The organism is Persicimonas caeni, assembly GCF_006517175.1.
GTDB classification, from domain to species: domain Bacteria; phylum Myxococcota_A; class Bradymonadia; order Bradymonadales; family Bradymonadaceae; genus Persicimonas; species Persicimonas caeni.
Map to the genome: position 1 here is coordinate 4,798,120 of NZ_CP041186.1, position 18,327 is coordinate 4,816,446.

Sequence of the window (18,327 nt, forward strand, 5' to 3'; positions counted from 1 at the left end):
TCGTGATCGTGATCGTAGTCGTGATCGTGACCGCGATCGACTCGGCGTCCCACGCTCAGCCGTTCAACAACAGCACCGCAATGAAGCCGACGAGCACCAGCAAGATGAACACCAGCGCGACGATCGCGATGATGATGATCTTGCGGTTGGCGTTGCCGTCCTGCGGCTGTTGTTGGGGCGCGCCCATGGCCGGTTGGACCGGCTGGCTTTGCGCCTGCGGGTTGTGCGATTGCGGGGCAGCCATCGCCTGGCCGCCGTCGTTTTGAAACTGCGGCGCAGGGGTGGCGTTCGAGACCGCGTTGGTCTCCTTGGCGGCGTCGAGGTACTCGTGCAGCTTGCTGACCTGGTGCATGCCGGTGAGCTCGCTGCCCGGGAAATACGTCTCGCGCGCGTCGACCGAGCGCTCCGACAAGATCTCGCGCTCGCGGCCGACCAGCGCCTCGAACATCGCCATGGCGTTCTCGTAGCGATCGTTGGGGTCCTTGGCGATCGCCTTCATGATGATCTTTTCCATCGTCGGCGCCACGCGCCCGGGAGCGACCTCGCTGGGCTTGGGCGGCTCTTCGAAGACGTGCTTGGTCAAGATCTGCACCGGGTTCTTGTCGGTGAACGGCACCCGGCCGGTGATCAGCTCGTAGAGGATGCAGCCGAGGCTGTAGATGTCGGTGCGCTGGTCCAGATCGAGGGCCTGAGCCTGCTCGGGCGACAGGTATTCGGGCGTGCCGTAGACGATGCCGGCCTGGGTTAGCTTCTGCTCGGGCTTGCCGTCGGGCTCTTTGAGCTTGGCGATCCCGAAGTCTAGAATTTTGACGAAGTTCTTTTCGCCCCGAAATTCGGTCAAAAGGATGTTATCGGGTTTGAGATCGCGGTGGATGATGCCCAGGTCGTGGGCTTCAGCCAGGGCGCTGCACGTCTGCTTCATGATCTTGATGGCCAGCAGCTCGTCGAGCGGGCCGGTTTCTTCGAGGCGGTCGCGCAGCTCGCGTCCCTGCACGTACTCCATGACCAGGTAGAGCAGATCGTCTTCGGTACGCCCGAAGATGAACACCCGAACGATATTCGGGTGGGTGAGCATACTGATGACCTTCGCCTCGCGGTGGAAGCGCTGGACGATCTCGTCGCTCTCGGCCGCCCGGGCGTGCAGCACCTTGAGGGCCACGTTCTGGTCGATGGCGTTTTGGCGCGCCAGGTACACCGCGCCCATGCCGCCTTCGCCAAGCTTCTTGGTGATCGTGTATTCACCGAAGAAAACGCGACCCACCAGGTCGACGTTTTGGGGCTGAGAGATCGGCGAAGACTGGCGCCCTTGTTGAGATCGCTGTTGAGATCGCTGCTGAGACCGCTGCTGGGCGCGCGAGCCGCCACCTTGGGGCCGCTGTTGGGGCCGCGAGCCGCCGGTGTGGGGCCGTTGCTGAGGCCGCGAGCCGGTTCGGTTGGGCGCCGACGGGCGGCTCGCCTGGTTTTGTCCGGTGCGAGCAGCCACTAGCTGGGTGCCGTCATTGGGACAAACCGACGTGTTGTCGGGGAAGCGCTTGTGACACTGCGGACACACTTTCATCGCGGGATGCTCCGGGCAGACAAATCCGTTCGGCGACGTGTACTGAAAATAAGATCGCTTATTAGCACGCGCGCAACCCTCTCGCAATGAAGCAGATACTCACACGGACCCCGGGTCGCGAGACCGGAGACGTCACGCGCCAAGACGCCAACAATCCTTGACTGCCGCCGTCCCGGTGCTAGTCTGGACAGCGGCACCTGCTCCTCGAATGAATATGCTCATCGAAACAGGTGTCGAAATGAAACACGCTGGATGGATGATGAAACTCGACGCACTGACATCGCGTACCGCAGCGGCCCTGACGGCCATCTTGCTGCTCGCGGGCTGCTCCACCGAGGAGAGCCTGCCGCAGCTCGATGTCGACGGCACCGCTGCGCCCGACGAGACCCGCGCGGGCACCTTGTTGGCCGAGTATTCTCACCCACGAGGCGCCGCAAGCGGTGGCGTCAGCGTGCACGCGCAGTTCTTGGACGTCCACGGAGTCAATTACGACACCGCCCTCGAGGCCCTCGAGGTGTGGAGCCCCGACTGGGAGCTCGACGTCGACGCCTGCAGCCTGCGATCGGATATGGCCGTCGGCCAGCAGCATCCCGCCGATATTCGCCTGGAGTTGCTCGACGTCGGACCGATCACGGTGCGCGGACCCGGTGAGGCGATCCGCCTCGAAGCTCGCCGCCTTCCCGACCTTTTGAGCGCGTTTTCCGGTGTGATTTACGGCACCGAGCAGGGCTTCGGAGCTCAACCGCTGCGCATCGGCTACGAGCCGGGCGCCTGGTACTCCTTCGGCGCTCCCGGACGCAGCCACACCGGCGGTTTCTACGTCTCGATGCGCGCTCCGCGCCCGATTCGCATCGCCGCCATCGGCGACCTGCCGGCCGACCAGGGACGCCAACTGGACGCCGACTTCACCCAAGACCTGACCGTCGAGTGGCAACCTTCATTCGGCGAGGCCAGCGACGACACCGTCTTCCTTTACATCTCGAGTGGGTTCGGCCCCGATCGCCCCCGGCTGACCTGCCGGGTCGACGACGACGGCTCCTTCACGGTGCCCGACACCATCGTCCAGCAACTCTCCCAGGACAGCGCCGAGCTTGAGCTCACCCTGCGCCGCATCACCTCCGAGCGCGTCGACATCGACGAACTCGAAACCTCCGAGTTTATCTTCTCGACGGTCGACGAGATCACCCTCGTCGGTCAGTAGGCACCACGTTGCTCTTCGCTGGGTAAGCCCTTCCCCCGGGGGAAGGTGTCTCGCGCGTCGTACAGCGCGAGACGGATGGGGGGCGCCAGAAAGCAAAGCGCCCATCACGCCACGTCCTTCTCCCCAAGAAGCCTCTTCACCAAGTAGACCAGCCCGAACGTCACCAGCACGCCCACAGCGATCGCCACGATCTCGAACGGCACGACAAACCCGACATTTTCAGCAGGCGCATCCGGCGCGCCGTTGAGCTTTTGAGCCACGTCATTTGCGGCCTGCAACAAGACGATGGTGGCGGTGACGAATTTCATGAACTCGTTCTTGGTTCAGGTTCTGGAATTTCGATGGCTGATTCTCGGGCCACGACCGCAGAAATGCAACACATACCCCCGTGTCGTTGACACTGATTGAGCGGTGCGATACTTCCCAGACGTTCGAAGCGTTCTGGTCAAACCCAAGGTAAAACGATGCGTCTTTCCAAGATGTTCATGCCCACGCGCAAAGAAGACCCCGCCGATGCGGAGGTCGTCAGCCATAAGTTGCTGGTGCGTGGCGGCTATATTCGCATGCTCACCCGCGGCATCTACGACTTTTTGCCCCTCGGGTGGCGCTCCGTGCGCAAAATCGAGCAGATCATCCGCGAGGAGATGGACCGCGCGGGCGCCCAGGAAGTCCACCTTCCGGCCGTCCAGCCTGCCGAGTTGTGGAAGGAGTCGGGCCGTTGGGACGAGTATGGACCCGAGTTGTTGCGCTTCAAGGACCGCAAGGGCTCCGATTTCTGCCTCGGGCCGACCCACGAGGAGGTCATCACCGATCTGATCCGCGGCGACATCGCCAGCTACAAAGATCTGCCGGTGAACCTGTACCAGATCCAGACGAAGTTCCGTGACGAGCCCCGCCCCCGCTTCGGCCTGATGCGCGGGCGCGAGTTCATCATGAAGGACGCCTATTCGTTCGACATCGACGAGGAGGGCGCCAACAAGAGCTACGAGGAGATGTTCGAGACGTACAAGCGCATCTGCGAGCGGCTCGGCTTCGACTATGCGGCCGTGGAGGCCGACACCGGCAATATCGGCGGCTCGAAGTCCCACGAGTTCCAGGTCCTCGCCGACACCGGCGAAGACGAGATCGTCAGCTGCCCCGAGTGCGGCTACGCGGCCAACGTCGAGAAGGCCGAGATTCGCCTGCCCGAGTACGACGGCGAGAAGTTCCCGCCCCAAGACCTCGAGTTGGTGGAGACGCCCGGCAAGAAGACCATCGACGAGGTGTCCGGCTTCCTGAACATCGCGCCGATGCGTTGCCTCAAGACGCTGATCTTCAACTGCGACGACACCGCCGTGGCGGTGCTCGTGCGCGGCGACCACGACGCCAACGAGATCAAGATTCGCGGCTTCTTGAAGGAGCACACCGACATCTCGTGCGAAGAGATCAACTTGGCCAGCGACGCGCAGGTCACCGAGATCACCGGCGCTCCGGTGGGCTTCGCCGGCCCGATCGACTTGGACATCCCCGTCTTCGCCGACTTGGCCGTCGAGGAGATGACCAACTACACGGTGGGCGCCAACGACGCCGACAAGCACTACGTCAACGTCAATCACGGGCGTGACTTTGAAGTCGAGGCGTTCGCCGACCTTCGCCGCGCTCAGAACGCCGACCTGTGCGGCCGCTGCGGCGCGCCCTTCGAGGGCCACCGCGGCATCGAGATCGGCCACGTCTTCTACCTCGGCACCAAGTACTCCGAGGCGATGGACGCCAAGATCCAGGACGAGAACGGCCAGATGAAGCCCATGATCATGGGCTGCTACGGCATCGGCGTGACTCGCATTCTGGCAGCCGTCGTCGAGCAGAACCACGACGACAACGGCATCATCTGGCCCATGGCGATCGCGCCCTACCAGGTGACCGTGCTGCCGCTGCAGATGCGCAACGACGAGGTCGTCGAGACCGGCGAAAAGCTCTACGAGGAGCTTCGGGCCGCGGGCATCGAGGTGACCCTCGACGACCGCGACGCCGGCGTCGGCCAGAAGTTCAAGGACGCCGACCTGGTCGGCATCCCCGTGCGCATCGCCATCGGCTCACGCGGTCTCAAGGACGGCAACGTCGAGATCAAGCTTCGCAGCGAGTCCGACATTCAGGATATCTCGGTCGACGAGGCCGTGGAGTACGTCAAAGGGCTCGTACAGAAAGGTTGAGACGCTTCTTTCGAGCAAGGCCACCCTATGAACGACGCACAACAAACTAAGCTTCGCGAGCATGTCATCAGCGCCCTCGACGTCGCCACGATGGACGAGGCGCTCGAGCTGGTGGACGCCCTCGACGGCAAGCTCTCGCTGTTCAAGGTGGGAAGCCGCATGTTCACACGCTACGGTCCGGCCTTGCTCGATGTCTTGGCGCAGCGTGATGTCGACGTCTTCTTGGACCTGAAGTTTCACGACATCCCCAACACGGTCGCCGGTGCGGTCGAAAGCGCGCTGAGCTTCGAATCGGTGTTCATGATGACGGTTCACGCCTCCGGCGGCGCCGACATGATCGCCCGGGCCGTCGAGGCGGCCGCTCAGCGCACCGACAACCCTCCCAAGATCGTCGCGGTGACCGCGCTCACCAGCCTGTCGCCCGACGACATGTCGCAGATCGGCGTCGAGCTCGCCCTCGACGAATGGGCCTACAGCCTCGGCGAGCTGGCGCTCGACGCCGGCGCCGACGGCCTAGTCTGCTCGGCTCACGAGGCCGCCCAGATGCGCGATCGCTTCGGCGACGATCCCCTGCTGGTCACCCCGGGCATTCGCCCCGAGAAGAAGATGGCCAAAGACGACGACCAGAGCAGGGTGATGACGCCCAAAGACGCGCTCGACACCGGAAGCGACTACTTGGTGATCGGTCGGCCTATCTATCAGGCCGACGATCCGGCAGGGGCAGTCGAAGAGATTGGCAGCTCGCTTTGACGCGTGGCCTGTAACGCACTCCAAGCCAACTCGGGGCCCCCAACAACCATAAAAGCCAAATCGAAAAACCATGCACATCTACGGCGTACACCCCTCAGAAGAGCTTCTCCGCACGGCCCCCGACCAGATCTACGAGATCTACGCGGCCGATCCGTACGCTTCAAAACTCGAAGACGTGCGCGAAATGGTCAAAACCCTCGGTCTTCGCCTCCAACAGGCGTCCTACGACGAGCTCGATCGCATGGCAGAGGGGGGCAATCACCAAGGAATAGTGATTCAGACGCGCCCGTTCGAATACGTTGCGTTGGGTGATCTCCTCGACGCGACCGCCGACGCGAGCCGCGCATGCGTGCTGGTGCTCGACCAGATTCAAGATCCGCACAATCTCGGCGCGATCCTGCGCAGTTCGGCTGCCATGGGCGTCGACGGGGTGATCATTCCCAAAGATCGGGCCGCAGGTGTCACCGCGGCGGTGGTGCGTGCTTCGGCCGGACAGGCCCTGCGCGTACCCGTGGCGCGTATCACAAATATCGCCCGCACCCTCGACGAGCTCAAAGAGCATGGATGGTGGACGGCCGGCGCTATGCTCGGCGAACACACCACCGATCTGTGGGACATGGACTTCGAGATGAAGACCGCGTTGGTCATGGGCAGCGAACACCAGGGAATCCGGCGTCTGGTCGGCGAGAAATGTGATTTCAAAGTGCGTATCCCGATGGCGGCAGGTGTCGAGAGCCTCAACGTGGCTTCCGCTGCCTCCATCATGCTCTACGAGGTGCGTCGACAGTGGGCCACCGGTGGATCGCAGGAGGGCTGAACAAGCGGTCGCGGGACGTTTTTCAAAGACTTCCCAAATAAAGTTTATATTCTGCTTGACAGGCCCCGAAACAGACTATATTACTCTCCGTCCGCTGGCGGCGCCGGGCGTCGCAGTCACGCCCGAGTGGGCGAGCAAATGAGCTTCCGCTGGCGTAGCTCAACTGGCAGAGCAGCTGCCTTGTAAGCAGCAGGTCATGGGTTCGAATCCCATCGCCAGCTTTCGCCGCCAGGTCGCATGACCGAAGGCGATTGACAATTTGGTTTGAGGTGGGGTTCCCGAGCGGTCAAAGGGACCAGACTGTAAATCTGGCGGCTTAGCCTTCGAAGGTTCGAATCCTTCCCCCACCACTACGAAATCTCCCTTCGGGGATGATTTCAGCAACAGGTTGCAATAGCAGCCTGTGCGGGAGTAGCTCAGTTGGCAGAGCATCAGCCTTCCAAGCTGAGGGTCGCGGGTTCGAATCCCGTCTCCCGCTTGTGGTTCCGCCCGAGGGCGGGCCACAGGCATCTTCTGCCGCCGGTTCAAATACGACTTGATTGCTCGTCAGGAACAGGCTAAAGAAGGCGACGCGAACGAGACGTATCGTGAAGGTTGCGACTCGCCGCAGTATGTGTGCCCTTGTAGCTCAGTTGGTAGAGCACATCCATGGTAAGGATGGGGTCACCGGTTCAAGTCCGGTCAAGGGCTCTTAAGATGCATGCTCCCACCTCATCCCGCCTTCGGGCGGGATGAGGCCGAGGCGACTCCCTGAGTCGCTCATTTTTTTACCAGCGGCTTTTTTGCCAGCGGCTTAATCAGCACGCAGCCAAAACTACGCACGCGACCGGTCGGTCAGGTTTCACCGATTCATGTCGTAGTGACACCGTTTAAGGAGTCGAATCATGGCTAAAGAGAAATTCGAAAGAACAAAACCGCACCTGAACATCGGGACCATCGGTCACGTTGACCACGGTAAGACCACCCTGACCGCGGCGATTACCCGCGTGCTCAGCGACAAAGGTCTGGCGACCAACGTCGACTTCGAAAACATCGATAAGGCTCCCGAAGAGCGCGAGCGTGGTATCACCATCTCGACGGCGCACGTCGAGTACGAGACCGACAACCGCCACTACGCTCACGTCGACTGCCCGGGCCACGCCGACTACGTCAAGAACATGATCACCGGTGCCGCCCAGATGGACGGCGCGATCCTGGTGGTCTCGGCTGCCGACGGCCCCATGCCCCAGACCCGCGAGCACATCCTGCTCGCCCGTCAGGTCGGCGTGCCGGCGATCGTCGTGTTCCTCAACAAGGCCGACATGGTCGACGACGAGGAACTGCTTGAGCTGGTCGAACTCGAGGTGCGCGAGCTCCTCGAGAAGTACGAGTTCCCCGGCGACGAGCTTCCGGTTGTGACCGGCTCGGCGCTCATGGCGCTCAACGGCGAGACCGGCCCGATGGCCGACGAAGCCATCATGAAGCTGATGGACGCCGTCGACGACTACATCCCCGAGCCGGAGCGTGAGACCGACAAGCCGTTCCTGATGCCCATCGAGGACGTCTTCTCGATCTCGGGTCGTGGTACGGTCGTCACCGGTCGCATCGAGCGCGGTCGTGTCTGCCCGGGCGACGAAGTCGAAATCGTCGGTCTGTCGGACAAAGCCGAGAAGACCGTCGTCACCGGCGTCGAGATGTTCCGCAAGCTCCTCGACGAGGGTGTGGCTGGCGACAACGTCGGCTGCCTGCTTCGCGGCATCAAGAAGGAAGACGTCGAGCGCGGTCAGGTCCTGGCCAAGCCGGGCACCATCACCCCGCACACCAAGTTCATGGGTGAGGTCTACATCCTGACCAAAGAAGAGGGTGGACGTCACACCCCGTTCTTCGACGGCTACCGCCCGCAGTTCTACTTCCGTACCACCGACGTCACCGGCACGGTGCACCTGGGTGAGGGAAGCGAGATGGTCATGCCGGGCGACCGCGTCACCATCACCGGCGAACTGATCACCCCGATCGCCATGGACGAAGGTCTGCGCTTCGCGATTCGCGAAGGCGGCCGCACCGTCGGCGCCGGCGTCGTGACCGAAATCGTCGAGTAAGGAATAGTGCGCCACGTTGTCAGGTTGCACCGGTGAGTCCGGAAGCAACTTGTGGCGCCACAGATAGGTCGGCCCGAGCGTTGCGTTCGGGCCGACCGTAAAGGCCACTAGCTCAATTGGGAGAGCTCCGGATTCCAAATCCGGCGGTTGGGGGTTCGAGTCCCTCGTGGCCTGTTGACCGAGGAAGGACATCGCGTTCTTTCCTCCCGGGAGAGCCGCCGGATTTTGTCGGGCGGTTCTTCTTATGTGTCGGGCCAGTCGGTCCTACTCACAAAACCAACGAGGATCATGGACGTCTCACGACTCGTTAATCTCGTCTACGTCGGCATTGCCATTCTGACCTTCGTCATCGCTGACAAGGCTCTGGAATGGCTCTGGAGCGCCGTCGAGGCCTTGCCGCGCGTAGCTATCATCGGTAGCGCGGTAACCCTGCCGACTGTGATCGCGGCAGCGCTCACCATCGGCTTGGTCGCCTACTTGTACCGTCGCAAAGACGTCTACAGCTACCTGAGCGAAGTCGTCATCGAGCTCAAGAAGGTCACCTGGCCGAGTTGGAATGAGACGAAGCGCTCCACGCTCATTGTGATCGTCTTCACGGTTCTGCTGAGCGTGTTCCTGTGGGGATCGGACCAGATCTGGAGCTTCCTCACCGACATGCTTCTCACACCAGGCACGTAAAGCATGGCCGAAGAACAGCAGCAAAGAAATTGGTACATCGTTCAGACCTTCTCGAACTACGAAAACAAAGCCAAGCAGGCCCTTGAGCAGCGCATCGCTGCGTCAGGGCGTGAAGAGGCGTTCGAGGAGATCTACATTCCGACCGAGACGGTCGTTGAAGTCAAGAACGGCAAGCGCCGCGAGCGCACCAAGAAGTTCTACAAGGGCTACATCTTCGTAAAGATGGTCCTCGACGACGAAACTTGGCATATCGTCAAAGATACGCCCAAGGTCGTCGGCTTCGTCGGTGGCACCCAGCGCAAGCCCAGCCCCGTGCCCGAGAGCGAAGTCAAAGGCATCGAGGAGAAGATCGAAGAGGGGACTCTTCGCGCCGAGCCCACCTACGCCTTCCAGCAGGGCGACAAGGTGCGCATCATCGAGGGCAACTTCGCCGACTTCACCGGTACCGTCGAAGAGGTCAACGAAGAGAAGGAAAAGCTCAAGGTCTTCGTCGAGATTTTCGGCCGCCCGACCTCCGTCGAGTTCGACTTCGACCAGGTCGAAGAAGCCGAGTAGCTCGCAGATAGATATTCGCCACGGGGCACACGGGGGCACGGAGAACAGCATGCTTGGTTTTTCTCCGTGGCCCCGGTGCTCCCCGTGGTGAAAATGAGCAGTTAAGAACGCCGGGTCGGTTGATCCGGCGTTCTTTTTGTTGTAACACGCCCCGTCCAATCCACGAGGGATTGGATTTTGACATGCGAAACGCGCAGGAGTCGATCCTCCGACGCATACTGCGCTACTCGTACTGAACACGAGTCTCACAGAGGTTAGAGATGGCTAAAAAAGAGATTGCAAAGATCAAGCTGCAGGTTCCGGCCGGCAAGGCGAACCCGTCGCCTCCCGTCGGTCCCGCGCTGGGCCAGCACGGCGTCAACATCATGGAGTTCTGCAAGGCATTCAACGCCAAGACGCAGGACCAGCCCGGAATGATCATTCCGGTCGAGATCACGGTGTACGCCGATCGGTCCTTCACTTTCATCACCAAGACCCCGCCGGCTGCGATCCTGATTCTCAAGGAATTGGGCATCCCCAGCGGCAGCGGTGTGCCGAACCGCATCAAGGTCGGAACGCTGACCTGGGACCAGGTCAAAAAGATCGCCGAGATCAAGCTTCCCGACCTTTCGACCGACGATATCGAGGCCGCCGCCCGTACCGTCGCTGGCACCTGCCGCTCGATGGGCGTCAACGTCAAGAAGTAAAACTGACTACACGGCAGCATTGCCGGTGATGAAGGAGAAGAACCTATGGCACGCCACGGAAAAAAGTATCGTGACGCCAATAAGAACGTCGATCCCGCCAAGCTCTACGGCCTGGAAGAGGGTATCTCGCTCGTCAAGAGCATGGCCAAGGCCAACTTCGACGAGTCGATCGACGCAGCGGTCAACCTGAACGTCAACCCGCGCCACGCCGACCAGATGGTCCGCGGCTCGCTGGTCCTGCCGCACGGTCGCGGCAAGCAGACCACCGTCCTGGTCTTCGCCAAGGGCGAGCACGCCAGCCAGGCTGAAGCCGCCGGCGCCGACTACGTGGGCACCGACAACCTGATCAGCCGTATCACCGAGGACAACTGGACCGAGTTCGACGTGGCCGTCGCTACGCCGGACATGATGGGCCAGGTCGGCCGCATCGGTCGTATCCTCGGACCTCGCGGTCTGATGCCGAACCCGAAGAGCGGCACGGTCACCTTCGACGTCGAAAAGATCGTCAAGGAACTCAAGGCCGGTCGCGTGGAGTTCCGCGTCGACAAAGCCGGTATCATCCACATCTCGTTCGCTCGCGCCAGCTTCAGCGAGGAGCAGATCACCGACAACCTCAAAGAGGTCGTCGGCACGCTCGCCCGACTTCGTCCGGCCAGCGCCAAGGCACCGTACTTCCAGAAGATCAGCATCAGCTCGACGATGAGCCCGGGCATCAAGCTCGACACGGGCTTCGCTCGCGAGATGATCTAAAGGCGATTTCACCACAGGGCACACGGGGACACGGAGAATAGCTAGAAAAGGCTTTCCCCAGTGTCCCCGTGCTCCCCGTGGTGAGTATCGCGTTTTGGCTGGACCATGCTTGACCGGGGCAGATGATTGCCCTATACAGTCGCCTCCGAGTCGGAGACGACTCGTTTGAAAATTTGAAGACACCACCCGCGTCGAAGAAGCAGGGGCACCCAAGTCAGGGTGCTTAAACCACCACCCAGCGGAGACTATGACGGACATAGATTTTCCCGACACGGCACGAGCGTGTGCCCTGAACGGAAGCTTGTACGCCAACCCTCTGCGCCGCTTCTCGGCCGGAGGGTTTTTTGTTTGGCTGCGAAAGCAGTCAGTTGGCCCAACTCACAAACTCATAAGGAGTTGCCGTGAATCGCGCACAAAAAGAACAGCTTGTTGAGCAGATGCGCGACGAATTCGGTCAGGCCAAGTCGATCATCATGACCAGTCACGTCGGTCTCGACGTGAACACCGTCAACGAGCTGCGCAGCGAGTTCCGCGCCCAAGGCGTCCACTACCACGTGGTCAAGAACACGCTCGCCAAGCTTGCAGTCGCGGATACTGACTTGGACATCATGGCCGAGTCGTTCCGTGGCCCGACGGCAGTCGCCTACAGCTTCGAGGACGCCGTGTCGCCCGCGAAAGTTGCAGCCGACTTCGCCGACGATCACGACAAGTTCGAGATCAAAGGCGGGTACCTGGACGGCAAGATGATCGACGTGGCCGGTGTCGACCAACTCGCGAAGATGCCCACGAAGGATGAACTTCGTGCCAAGCTGCTTCGTACGTTCGTCGCCGGACCGACCAATTTCGTCCGACTTCTCAACGCCGCACCGCAGAAGTTTCTCAACGTGCTCAACGCACGCAAAGACGACCTGGGCGAAGCTGCTTAATCAGCGGCCCGCTCGGTCACCAACGACAAGAGTCACTTTACTTTGCCCCGACAAAATTCGGGGCCGATACGAAGGAGAATTACAATGGCAGACGTAACCAAAGACCAAGTCGTCGAGTTCCTTAGCAACATGAGCGTCATGGAGATCGCCGACCTCGTGGGCGAGCTCGAAGAGAAGTGGGGCGTCGAAGCTTCGGCCGCCGTGGCCGTCGCTGCTGGTCCCGCTGCTGCCGCTGGTGGCGCCGCTGAGGAAGAGCAGACCGAATTCGACGTCATGCTCACCAGCTTCGGCGACAAGAAGATCCAGGTCATCAAGGCCGTGCGTGAGCACACCGGTCTGGGCCTCAAGGACGCCAAGGACCTCGTCGAAAGCGCTCCCGCCGCTGTCAAAGAGGCCGTGGACAAGGAAGAGGCCGAGAAGGTCAAGGAAGCTCTCGAAGAGGCCGGCGCCAGCGTCGAGCTCAAGTAATCGAGACGTCTTCTGACGTAAAAAAGGCGACCGGGTTTGTCCCGGTCGCCTTTTTTCGTTCTTGTGTCCTATGTCTCGAGTCGTGGGTTTCGAGTCTCGAGTCGTGTGTCTTGGGCCTCGATCAGTCTGCGCTCGCCGGGGCGACGGAGGCGGGCTCGGCGGCCTCCTTCTCGAGGGCCTCGCTCTCGAAATCATAGGAGCGCTTCGACGGCGCGCGGCGGCGCTTTTTGACCTCGCGCTTGCGCTTCTCGGCAAGCTCCCGGCGCTCGCGCTCGATTTGGGCCGAGCGGTACGACGGGTACTTCTTCTGCAGCTCGGCGTAGACCTCGTCAGCCTCGCGCGTCTTGCCCTGTTGGGCGAGCGCGCGCGCCTTGAGCTCGAGCACGCGGGCCTCGTCGGCCTTCTGGCCCGAGGAGCGCGCGAGATAGCGGTCGGCCTGGGTGACGACGCCGGCGTAGTTGCCGCTTCGGTAGTCCGACTCCATCGTGCTGACCTGTGAGGTCTGTTGCTCGCGGCTTGCTTTGGCCTGGGCGGGCACGGGCTTCGATTCGCTCTCGGCGACGGCGCTGTCGTCGGCGCCGACCGCGTAGTTCGAAGAGCTGCTGGTGTCGTCGGCCAGCGAGCCGAGCTTCTGGCCCAGGGCCGCCGAGTCGCTGCTCTCGTCGGCCTTATCGCGCTCGACCGGCGCGGCGGCTTCTTCTTGGGGCGCCGCTTCGGCGCTTGCATAGCGATCGTCGCGATCTTTCCGCGGTTGGGGCTTCGATTTGCCCGTCGGGGCGGCCGCTCCGGAGCGCGTGTTGTTGCCAAAGAGGTCGAGCATATCGCTCGACTTCGATTTCTTGCTGCGCGAGCGAGCCTTGCGCGTCGGAGCTTTCGGGGCTCTCGCTTTGGCGCGCTTTTTCGACTCGACCTGCCGGTTGGCCTGTTGCTGGGCCTCTTGCTTAGTGTCCTTCGTGTCGAGTTGGGCGAGTTCGCCAATCTTTGCCTTCTCGGCCGGTTCTGCTTCGGGTTCTGCTTCCGCGGCTTCCTCGGCGACTTCCTCTGGCTCTGCCGGTGCCTGACCGAATTCGTCCGCCGGGGACTCGGTCGGCTTGGGCGAAGGCTCCATCTTGGCGAGTTCTTCGGTCTCTTCGCCGCCGAACGTAACTTCGCTGTGCACGGCCTCTTCGGCCGCCTGGAAGGCGCGCTGCTCCGACTTGCTCCCCAGCTTGACGAAGATGAAGCCGCCGACGAGCACCACTGCTGCGGCCATGGCCAACTGTGCCACGCCGCTGGAGTTGAGTCGGCTCCACAGGCTCTTCTCTCGAGGCGCGGCCGTGTTGGGCGACCGCTCGGTGACCTGTGCCTGGCGCGACGCCTTCTTGGCGGTGTGCTCGCGCGCTGCGGCCATGATCGAGTCGTGCACGGAGGTCGGCACATCCTCTTCGAGGTCGACGTCGCGAATCTTCGACAGCATCGACTCGAAGCTCTCGAGCTCCTGCCGGGCCTCGTCGGACTGGTCGACCGCACGGCGAACCTCGTCGCGCGCTTCGGCGTCGAGCTCGTCGTCGTAGAGCAGGTCGAGAATTTTGGATTGTGGCTTATCGGAAGCCATCGTCTTGTCCTTCTTGAGGCGCCAAGGGCACCAGTATCACTTCATATGCTGCAAACGTGCGTGACCACAAATGGATCTGTTTTAGTTTAAACGACTCTGTCGCCGTCACTCTTCCGGCACGGCGATCTCCTGTCTCTCCTCGCGGTCGAAGCTATGGTCGATATAGTCGGCCAGGTGGCCGCGAAGCGCCTGCAGGGCGTATCTCATGCGGCTTTTGACCGTGGGCACCTTCACGCCCACCGCCTCGGCGATCTCGCGGTATTTGAGCCCGGAGAATTCGCGCAGCATAAAGACCTCGCGCTGTTCGTCGGGTAATTCGTCGAGGGCGGCCATAAGCTTTTCGCGAAACGCGCTGCGGTCGTACTCGACCGGCGCAGCCGATGCGCCGCCGTCGGCCAGACGCTCGCCCAGAGATTGGCCGTCGGGATCGGAGCCGCGCGGCTGATCCAGGGAAATCTCGGTCGCCCGGCTCCTCTTGCGCGCCTTATCGATGCACAGGTTGCGCGCGATCGTATAGACCCACGTGGTGAACTTGGCGGTGGGCTTGTAGTTGTCGGAGTATTTGATGACCCGCAGGAAGACCTCCTGCAGGATCTCTTCGGCGCGGTCGCGGTTGCCGCAGCTTCGCAAGATAAAGTGAAAGAGCGGCTTTTCGTGGCGGCTGACGATCACCTCGAACGCGCCGACATTTCCGTCGGCATAGCTCAGCATCAGGTCCTCGTCGGACATCTCGTCGAGGGGTTTCTCCTCGTCCGACTTACCCTTGCCGAGCAAGTTCTTGGCGATCGCCAGCAGCATGCAGACTCGCTAGCCTGTGAGTTGGGACGTCGAGTGAGTGGGGACGTCGGGGGCCGACTCAGGACTTCGACAGCTCTTCGAGCACCTCAGAGGCCAGGTCGCCGACGGTCTTCTTCTCGCCCCAGCCCGGAAGGCCCTGGCGGTCGGAGGTCAGCGCCGAAATCTGGTCTTTGAGGTCATCGGCCTTGAAGATGCGCGCGCACTGCAGCGCGAGCATGCGCGCCGGCCAGCGCGAGCTGTTCAGGCCGCGGGTGAGCTGGTCGGAGACCGACTCGACTTTCTCATCCTTCATCTCGCCGTGGTACATCTTGCAGAAGTACTGGGTGTTCTCCACGAGATCTTTGCTGTCGGCGGTCGGATAGCTGTCCATCTCGACCGGCAGGCCGGCTGCTACGTAGGTGAATGCCGGCTTGCCCATGACCTCGACCAGGCGGGTGGCCGACACCCAGCGAAGCAGGCCGCTTCTGTTCTTGACCAGGTCGCTAAAGAAGGGCGCGGCCTTCTCGCCTTCGATGCGCACGAGCGCGTCCATCGAGGCGTCGACGAGTTCGTTGGGCGAGTTCGGGTCGGTGATCGCCTTTTTGAAGTAGGGGCTGAGCTCTTCGTGCTCGAGCGAGAGCAGGGCGATCTGCAGCGACTTGCCCAGCTCGGGGTGCTCCTCTTCGGCGCGCTTGCGCAGCACCTTGGCGGCCGCCTGCTTGGTCTTGTCGTCGCCGTGCTTGTTGATCATGGTGACCACGGTCGACGGCTGGACGGCCTCCTCGAGCCACTTGATCAGGCTCTCGGTGCCCGACTCGCCGGCGCGCGGGGCGATCTGGCCCAGCGTGGTGCTGCCGAGCTGGTTGCGGAGCTGCCAGTCGGTCGACATCCACTCGCCGATGATCGACTCGAGCTTCTTCTGGGACTCGCCTTTGGCGAAGGGATGCAAAAAGTAGGCGGCGTCCTTGGCCTCGACCGACTCGGAGGCGCCGGCCGCGATGCGTCCACCCTTCTCTTTGACGTCGCCGGACAGCTTGGGCATGTCCTGCTTTTCCCACTTCGACACCACGATGGGCACGGCCGCCTCGACCATCTCGGCGCGAAGCTTCTCGTCCTCGACCCCCTCGAGCGTGGGCGGAAGCGCGTTGCCTTCGCCCTCTTCGACCAGGATCTCGAACGCGCGGACGCGCACCGGACGCGGCTCCTCGCCGCTCTGCGCCCACTCCTGCATCTTCTCCATGCCGCCTTTGGCGGTGCGCCACTCTTCGAGGTCGGCAGGCTTTCGCTCGCAGCCGAAGCTGGTGGCGACGAGCAATAGCGTCACGATAAGTACGGCAAGGTGCTTGAGTCGTTTCATATTGTCTACGTTCTCGGCAGTGCGTTTGTGTCTTGCGGCTGTCGAATCATAGTTTGTTCGGCGGGCAAGATGCAATCCCCGGCGATGTTTGTCGCGGTCGCGGATGGTATCAGACACCGTGTTTTCGTCAGACACCACGTTTTGTCGACTCAGCGCGTGTAGTCGCACACCGACTTGCCGTCGACCTCGACGCATTCGCCCGAGCCGCTCTCGCAGATGTCGCGTTCGTCGGCGTCGGAGCAAGCATATAGGCATTGGCCGTCGCGGCACACGCCGTCGCCGTCGCTGCATTCGTCGTCCGACTGGCACGACGGGGTGCAGATGCCCGCCGGGGTGCCGTCGACGCGCTCGACGTACTGGCAGGTGATGCGCGACCCCTTGGGGTTGGGGCAGGGCGACGAGGGCGTGCAGGCGCGCATACACAGGCCTTCGAAGCACAGGCTCGCCACGCCGCAGCCGGTCGTCGGGCCGTAGGCGATGCCCGTGGCCGTGTCGGCGATGCAGCCTTCGACGGTGCACAGGCCTCCGGTGTCGTCGATCGGAAAGCAGAGCGGCTCGGAGTCCTCGAAGCCCGGGGCCAGTCCGTTGCACGTCGAGTCGTCTTGGCAGTCGGCGCCCAGGGTGGGGTTGCGGTACAGGCAGACGCCGGCGCCGACCGACGGCGGGAAGTGACACTCGTAGCTGTCGGGGCAATCGTTCGTCGATGCGCAGCCGGGGACGCATTCGCCCAGGTACTCGCGCTCGCCGTCGGAGCACACCGAGGCGTCGGCGCCGCCGGCGTCGGACGGCTGTGGAGTGACGCCCAGGCTCTGATTGGTCGTGCAGTAGTTGCGGTCCGAAATCTGGTCGTACACGCACGTGTAAGCCGGCCCGCAGTCGTCATCTCTGGGGTCGCATTCGAACAGGTATTTGTCCGCCTCGAGGGTCTGCTCGCAGCCCCCGAGCCCCAGTGTCACCGCGAGCGTCACGGCCATTGCGATTATCGCGCGATACAGCTTCGACATGGTGTCTCCGGGCGTCAAAACGCGGTCGTAAAGGTAAGGCTCGTACCTGCAGGCGTCGTCTGCACGCCCACCTGGGTGGGGCGCGCCTCGGCGCCGTCGGTCAGCAGCAGGTAGAGGCCCCCGCCGATGAGGGCGCCGCCGACCAGGCCCGTCGAAAGCGCGACGGTGTCGAGGGTGTTCGCCTGAGCTTCGGCCTCCAAGAACTCCTCGCGCGAGATGTCGGTGGTCAGCGGGCCGGCGTCGGGCTCGGCATCGGCCAGGGCGTCGTTGCGCGTGGTCTCGGCGACAAAGTGCAGGGCGAGGCTTCCGCCTGCGAGGAGGACGCCCGAGGAGACCGCCGCGACGCCCCAGATATTGCGGGTCTGGCTCTTTTGGACCGGCGGCGGAGTGACCGTTTGCGGCTTGGCGGGCGCTTGTTTGGCGACGACGGGTTGATCTCGCGGGGTGCACGTCTCGGCGCGGTACTCCTCGAGCTTCTTGGCGACGAACGCCGGCGAGGGTTGGGCGACCGCGGGAGCTCCGTCGACGCGATCGAACGCGCCCCGGGCCTTTTGGCAACGTCCGGAGAGCTGATAGGCGCGCCCCAGGTTGAGCCACGTCACGTTGAGCGGCTGACGAAACGCCGACTCCTCGAGCAGGTTGATGGCCACGACATAGTCACCGGCGTCGATCGCGCGAACGGCCTTCTCGTTGACGGAGGCCTGCTCGGCAGAAGGCTCGACGGTGTCGATTTGGTCGGCGGTCGCGGTCTTGTCAGTCTTGTCAGTCTTGTCAGTTTGGTCAGTCTGGTCAGCCTTCTCGGGGTGCGAACCGTCGGATTGGGCGAGGGCGGTGCTGCTCGTAGAGAGGAGCACGCACGCCAACAAGACTCCGGCGGCTCGATGGCCGGTGTGCCTGAGCGTCATGGGATAACCTGTGCGGGGATGGAGGCGGGTGAGC

Annotated in this window: 18 protein-coding genes and 5 tRNA genes; 16 read left to right on the forward strand and 7 right to left on the reverse strand. The window is 62.6% G+C overall.

Features of this window, described 5'->3' with window-relative positions; all coding sequences use genetic code 11:
• Positions 1–55: 55 nt before the first annotated feature.
• Entirely contained in the window at positions 56–1,558 is a 1,503-nt protein-coding gene (locus tag FIV42_RS17645; RefSeq protein WP_141198964.1) for a serine/threonine protein kinase, read from the reverse strand.
• A 238-nt stretch (positions 1,559–1,796) separates the two neighbouring features.
• On the opposite strand from FIV42_RS17645, the gene FIV42_RS17650 reads away from it, so the two are divergent.
• A complete protein-coding gene (locus FIV42_RS17650; RefSeq protein WP_141198965.1) occupies positions 1,797–2,759 on the forward strand; it encodes a hypothetical protein in 963 nt (320 codons plus the stop codon).
• A gap of 104 nt (positions 2,760–2,863) precedes the next feature.
• Here the strand turns inward: FIV42_RS17650 and FIV42_RS17655 are convergent, their stop codons facing one another.
• The gene (locus tag FIV42_RS17655; RefSeq protein WP_141198966.1) at positions 2,864–3,067 is read right to left on the reverse strand and encodes a hypothetical protein; all 204 of its coding nucleotides are present in this window, start codon (positions 3,065–3,067) and stop codon (positions 2,864–2,866) included.
• A 156-nt stretch (positions 3,068–3,223) separates the two neighbouring features.
• Here FIV42_RS17655 and FIV42_RS17660 point away from each other — a divergent pair, with 156 nt between their 5' ends.
• The 15 genes from FIV42_RS17660 (at position 3,224) to rplL (ending at position 12,656) form a co-directional block, all read left to right on the forward strand.
• Positions 3,224–4,948 carry a proline--tRNA ligase gene (locus FIV42_RS17660; RefSeq protein ID WP_141198967.1) on the forward strand — a complete coding sequence of 575 codons (1,725 nt, stop codon included), beginning with the start codon at positions 3,224–3,226 and terminating at the stop codon, positions 4,946–4,948.
• Positions 4,949–4,975: 27 nt separating this feature from the next.
• Entirely contained in the window at positions 4,976–5,698 is a 723-nt protein-coding gene (gene pyrF, locus FIV42_RS17665) for an orotidine-5'-phosphate decarboxylase (protein ID WP_141198968.1), read from the forward strand.
• A 70-nt stretch (positions 5,699–5,768) separates the two neighbouring features.
• Positions 5,769–6,515, forward strand: coding sequence for a 23S rRNA (guanosine(2251)-2'-O)-methyltransferase RlmB (gene rlmB, locus FIV42_RS17670; RefSeq protein ID WP_141198969.1), 747 nt, complete (start codon positions 5,769–5,771; stop codon positions 6,513–6,515).
• 148 nt (positions 6,516–6,663) lie between these two features.
• A tRNA-Thr gene (locus FIV42_RS17675) sits at positions 6,664–6,736 on the forward strand.
• 47 nt (positions 6,737–6,783) lie between these two features.
• Positions 6,784–6,865, forward strand: a tRNA-Tyr gene (locus tag FIV42_RS17680).
• Between the two features lie 55 nt (positions 6,866–6,920).
• Positions 6,921–6,993, forward strand: a tRNA-Gly gene (locus FIV42_RS17685).
• A 139-nt stretch (positions 6,994–7,132) separates the two neighbouring features.
• Positions 7,133–7,205 (forward strand) — tRNA-Thr (locus FIV42_RS17690).
• 194 nt (positions 7,206–7,399) lie between these two features.
• Positions 7,400–8,593: an elongation factor Tu gene (gene tuf / locus FIV42_RS17695; RefSeq protein WP_141198970.1), complete on the forward strand. Its 1,194-nt coding sequence runs from the start codon at positions 7,400–7,402 to the stop codon at positions 8,591–8,593.
• Between the two features lie 101 nt (positions 8,594–8,694).
• Positions 8,695–8,767 (forward strand) — tRNA-Trp (locus FIV42_RS17700).
• 114 nt (positions 8,768–8,881) lie between these two features.
• Positions 8,882–9,271, forward strand: coding sequence for a preprotein translocase subunit SecE (secE, locus tag FIV42_RS17705; RefSeq protein ID WP_141198971.1), 390 nt, complete (start codon positions 8,882–8,884; stop codon positions 9,269–9,271).
• A gap of 3 nt (positions 9,272–9,274) precedes the next feature.
• A complete protein-coding gene (nusG, locus tag FIV42_RS17710) occupies positions 9,275–9,826 on the forward strand; it encodes a transcription termination/antitermination protein NusG (RefSeq protein ID WP_141198972.1) in 552 nt (183 codons plus the stop codon).
• A 260-nt stretch (positions 9,827–10,086) separates the two neighbouring features.
• Positions 10,087–10,512 (forward strand): 50S ribosomal protein L11, encoded by a 426-nt coding sequence (gene rplK / locus FIV42_RS17715; RefSeq protein ID WP_141198973.1) that lies wholly within the window; start codon positions 10,087–10,089, stop codon positions 10,510–10,512.
• 45 nt (positions 10,513–10,557) lie between these two features.
• Positions 10,558–11,262 (forward strand): 50S ribosomal protein L1, encoded by a 705-nt coding sequence (gene rplA, locus FIV42_RS17720; protein ID WP_141198974.1) that lies wholly within the window; start codon positions 10,558–10,560, stop codon positions 11,260–11,262.
• A 401-nt stretch (positions 11,263–11,663) separates the two neighbouring features.
• Positions 11,664–12,188 (forward strand): 50S ribosomal protein L10, encoded by a 525-nt coding sequence (rplJ, locus tag FIV42_RS17725; protein WP_141198975.1) that lies wholly within the window; start codon positions 11,664–11,666, stop codon positions 12,186–12,188.
• Between the two features lie 84 nt (positions 12,189–12,272).
• Positions 12,273–12,656: a 50S ribosomal protein L7/L12 gene (gene rplL, locus FIV42_RS17730; protein ID WP_141198976.1), complete on the forward strand. Its 384-nt coding sequence runs from the start codon at positions 12,273–12,275 to the stop codon at positions 12,654–12,656.
• A 121-nt stretch (positions 12,657–12,777) separates the two neighbouring features.
• Here the strand turns inward: rplL and FIV42_RS17735 are convergent, their stop codons facing one another.
• From FIV42_RS17735 to FIV42_RS17755, 5 genes are all read right to left on the reverse strand, one after another.
• The gene (locus tag FIV42_RS17735; RefSeq protein WP_141198977.1) at positions 12,778–14,250 is read right to left on the reverse strand and encodes a hypothetical protein; all 1,473 of its coding nucleotides are present in this window, start codon (positions 14,248–14,250) and stop codon (positions 12,778–12,780) included.
• A 105-nt stretch (positions 14,251–14,355) separates the two neighbouring features.
• Entirely contained in the window at positions 14,356–15,048 is a 693-nt protein-coding gene (locus FIV42_RS17740; protein ID WP_141198978.1) for an RNA polymerase sigma factor, read from the reverse strand.
• 58 nt (positions 15,049–15,106) lie between these two features.
• Entirely contained in the window at positions 15,107–16,384 is a 1,278-nt protein-coding gene (locus FIV42_RS17745; RefSeq protein WP_141198979.1) for a hypothetical protein, read from the reverse strand.
• 149 nt (positions 16,385–16,533) lie between these two features.
• On the reverse strand, positions 16,534–17,388 hold the full coding sequence (locus FIV42_RS17750; protein WP_141198980.1) for a hypothetical protein: 855 nt from the start codon (positions 17,386–17,388) through the stop codon (positions 16,534–16,536).
• A 14-nt stretch (positions 17,389–17,402) separates the two neighbouring features.
• Positions 17,403–18,293: a hypothetical protein gene (locus FIV42_RS17755; RefSeq protein ID WP_141198981.1), complete on the reverse strand. Its 891-nt coding sequence runs from the start codon at positions 18,291–18,293 to the stop codon at positions 17,403–17,405.
• Positions 18,294–18,327 lie beyond the last annotated feature (34 nt).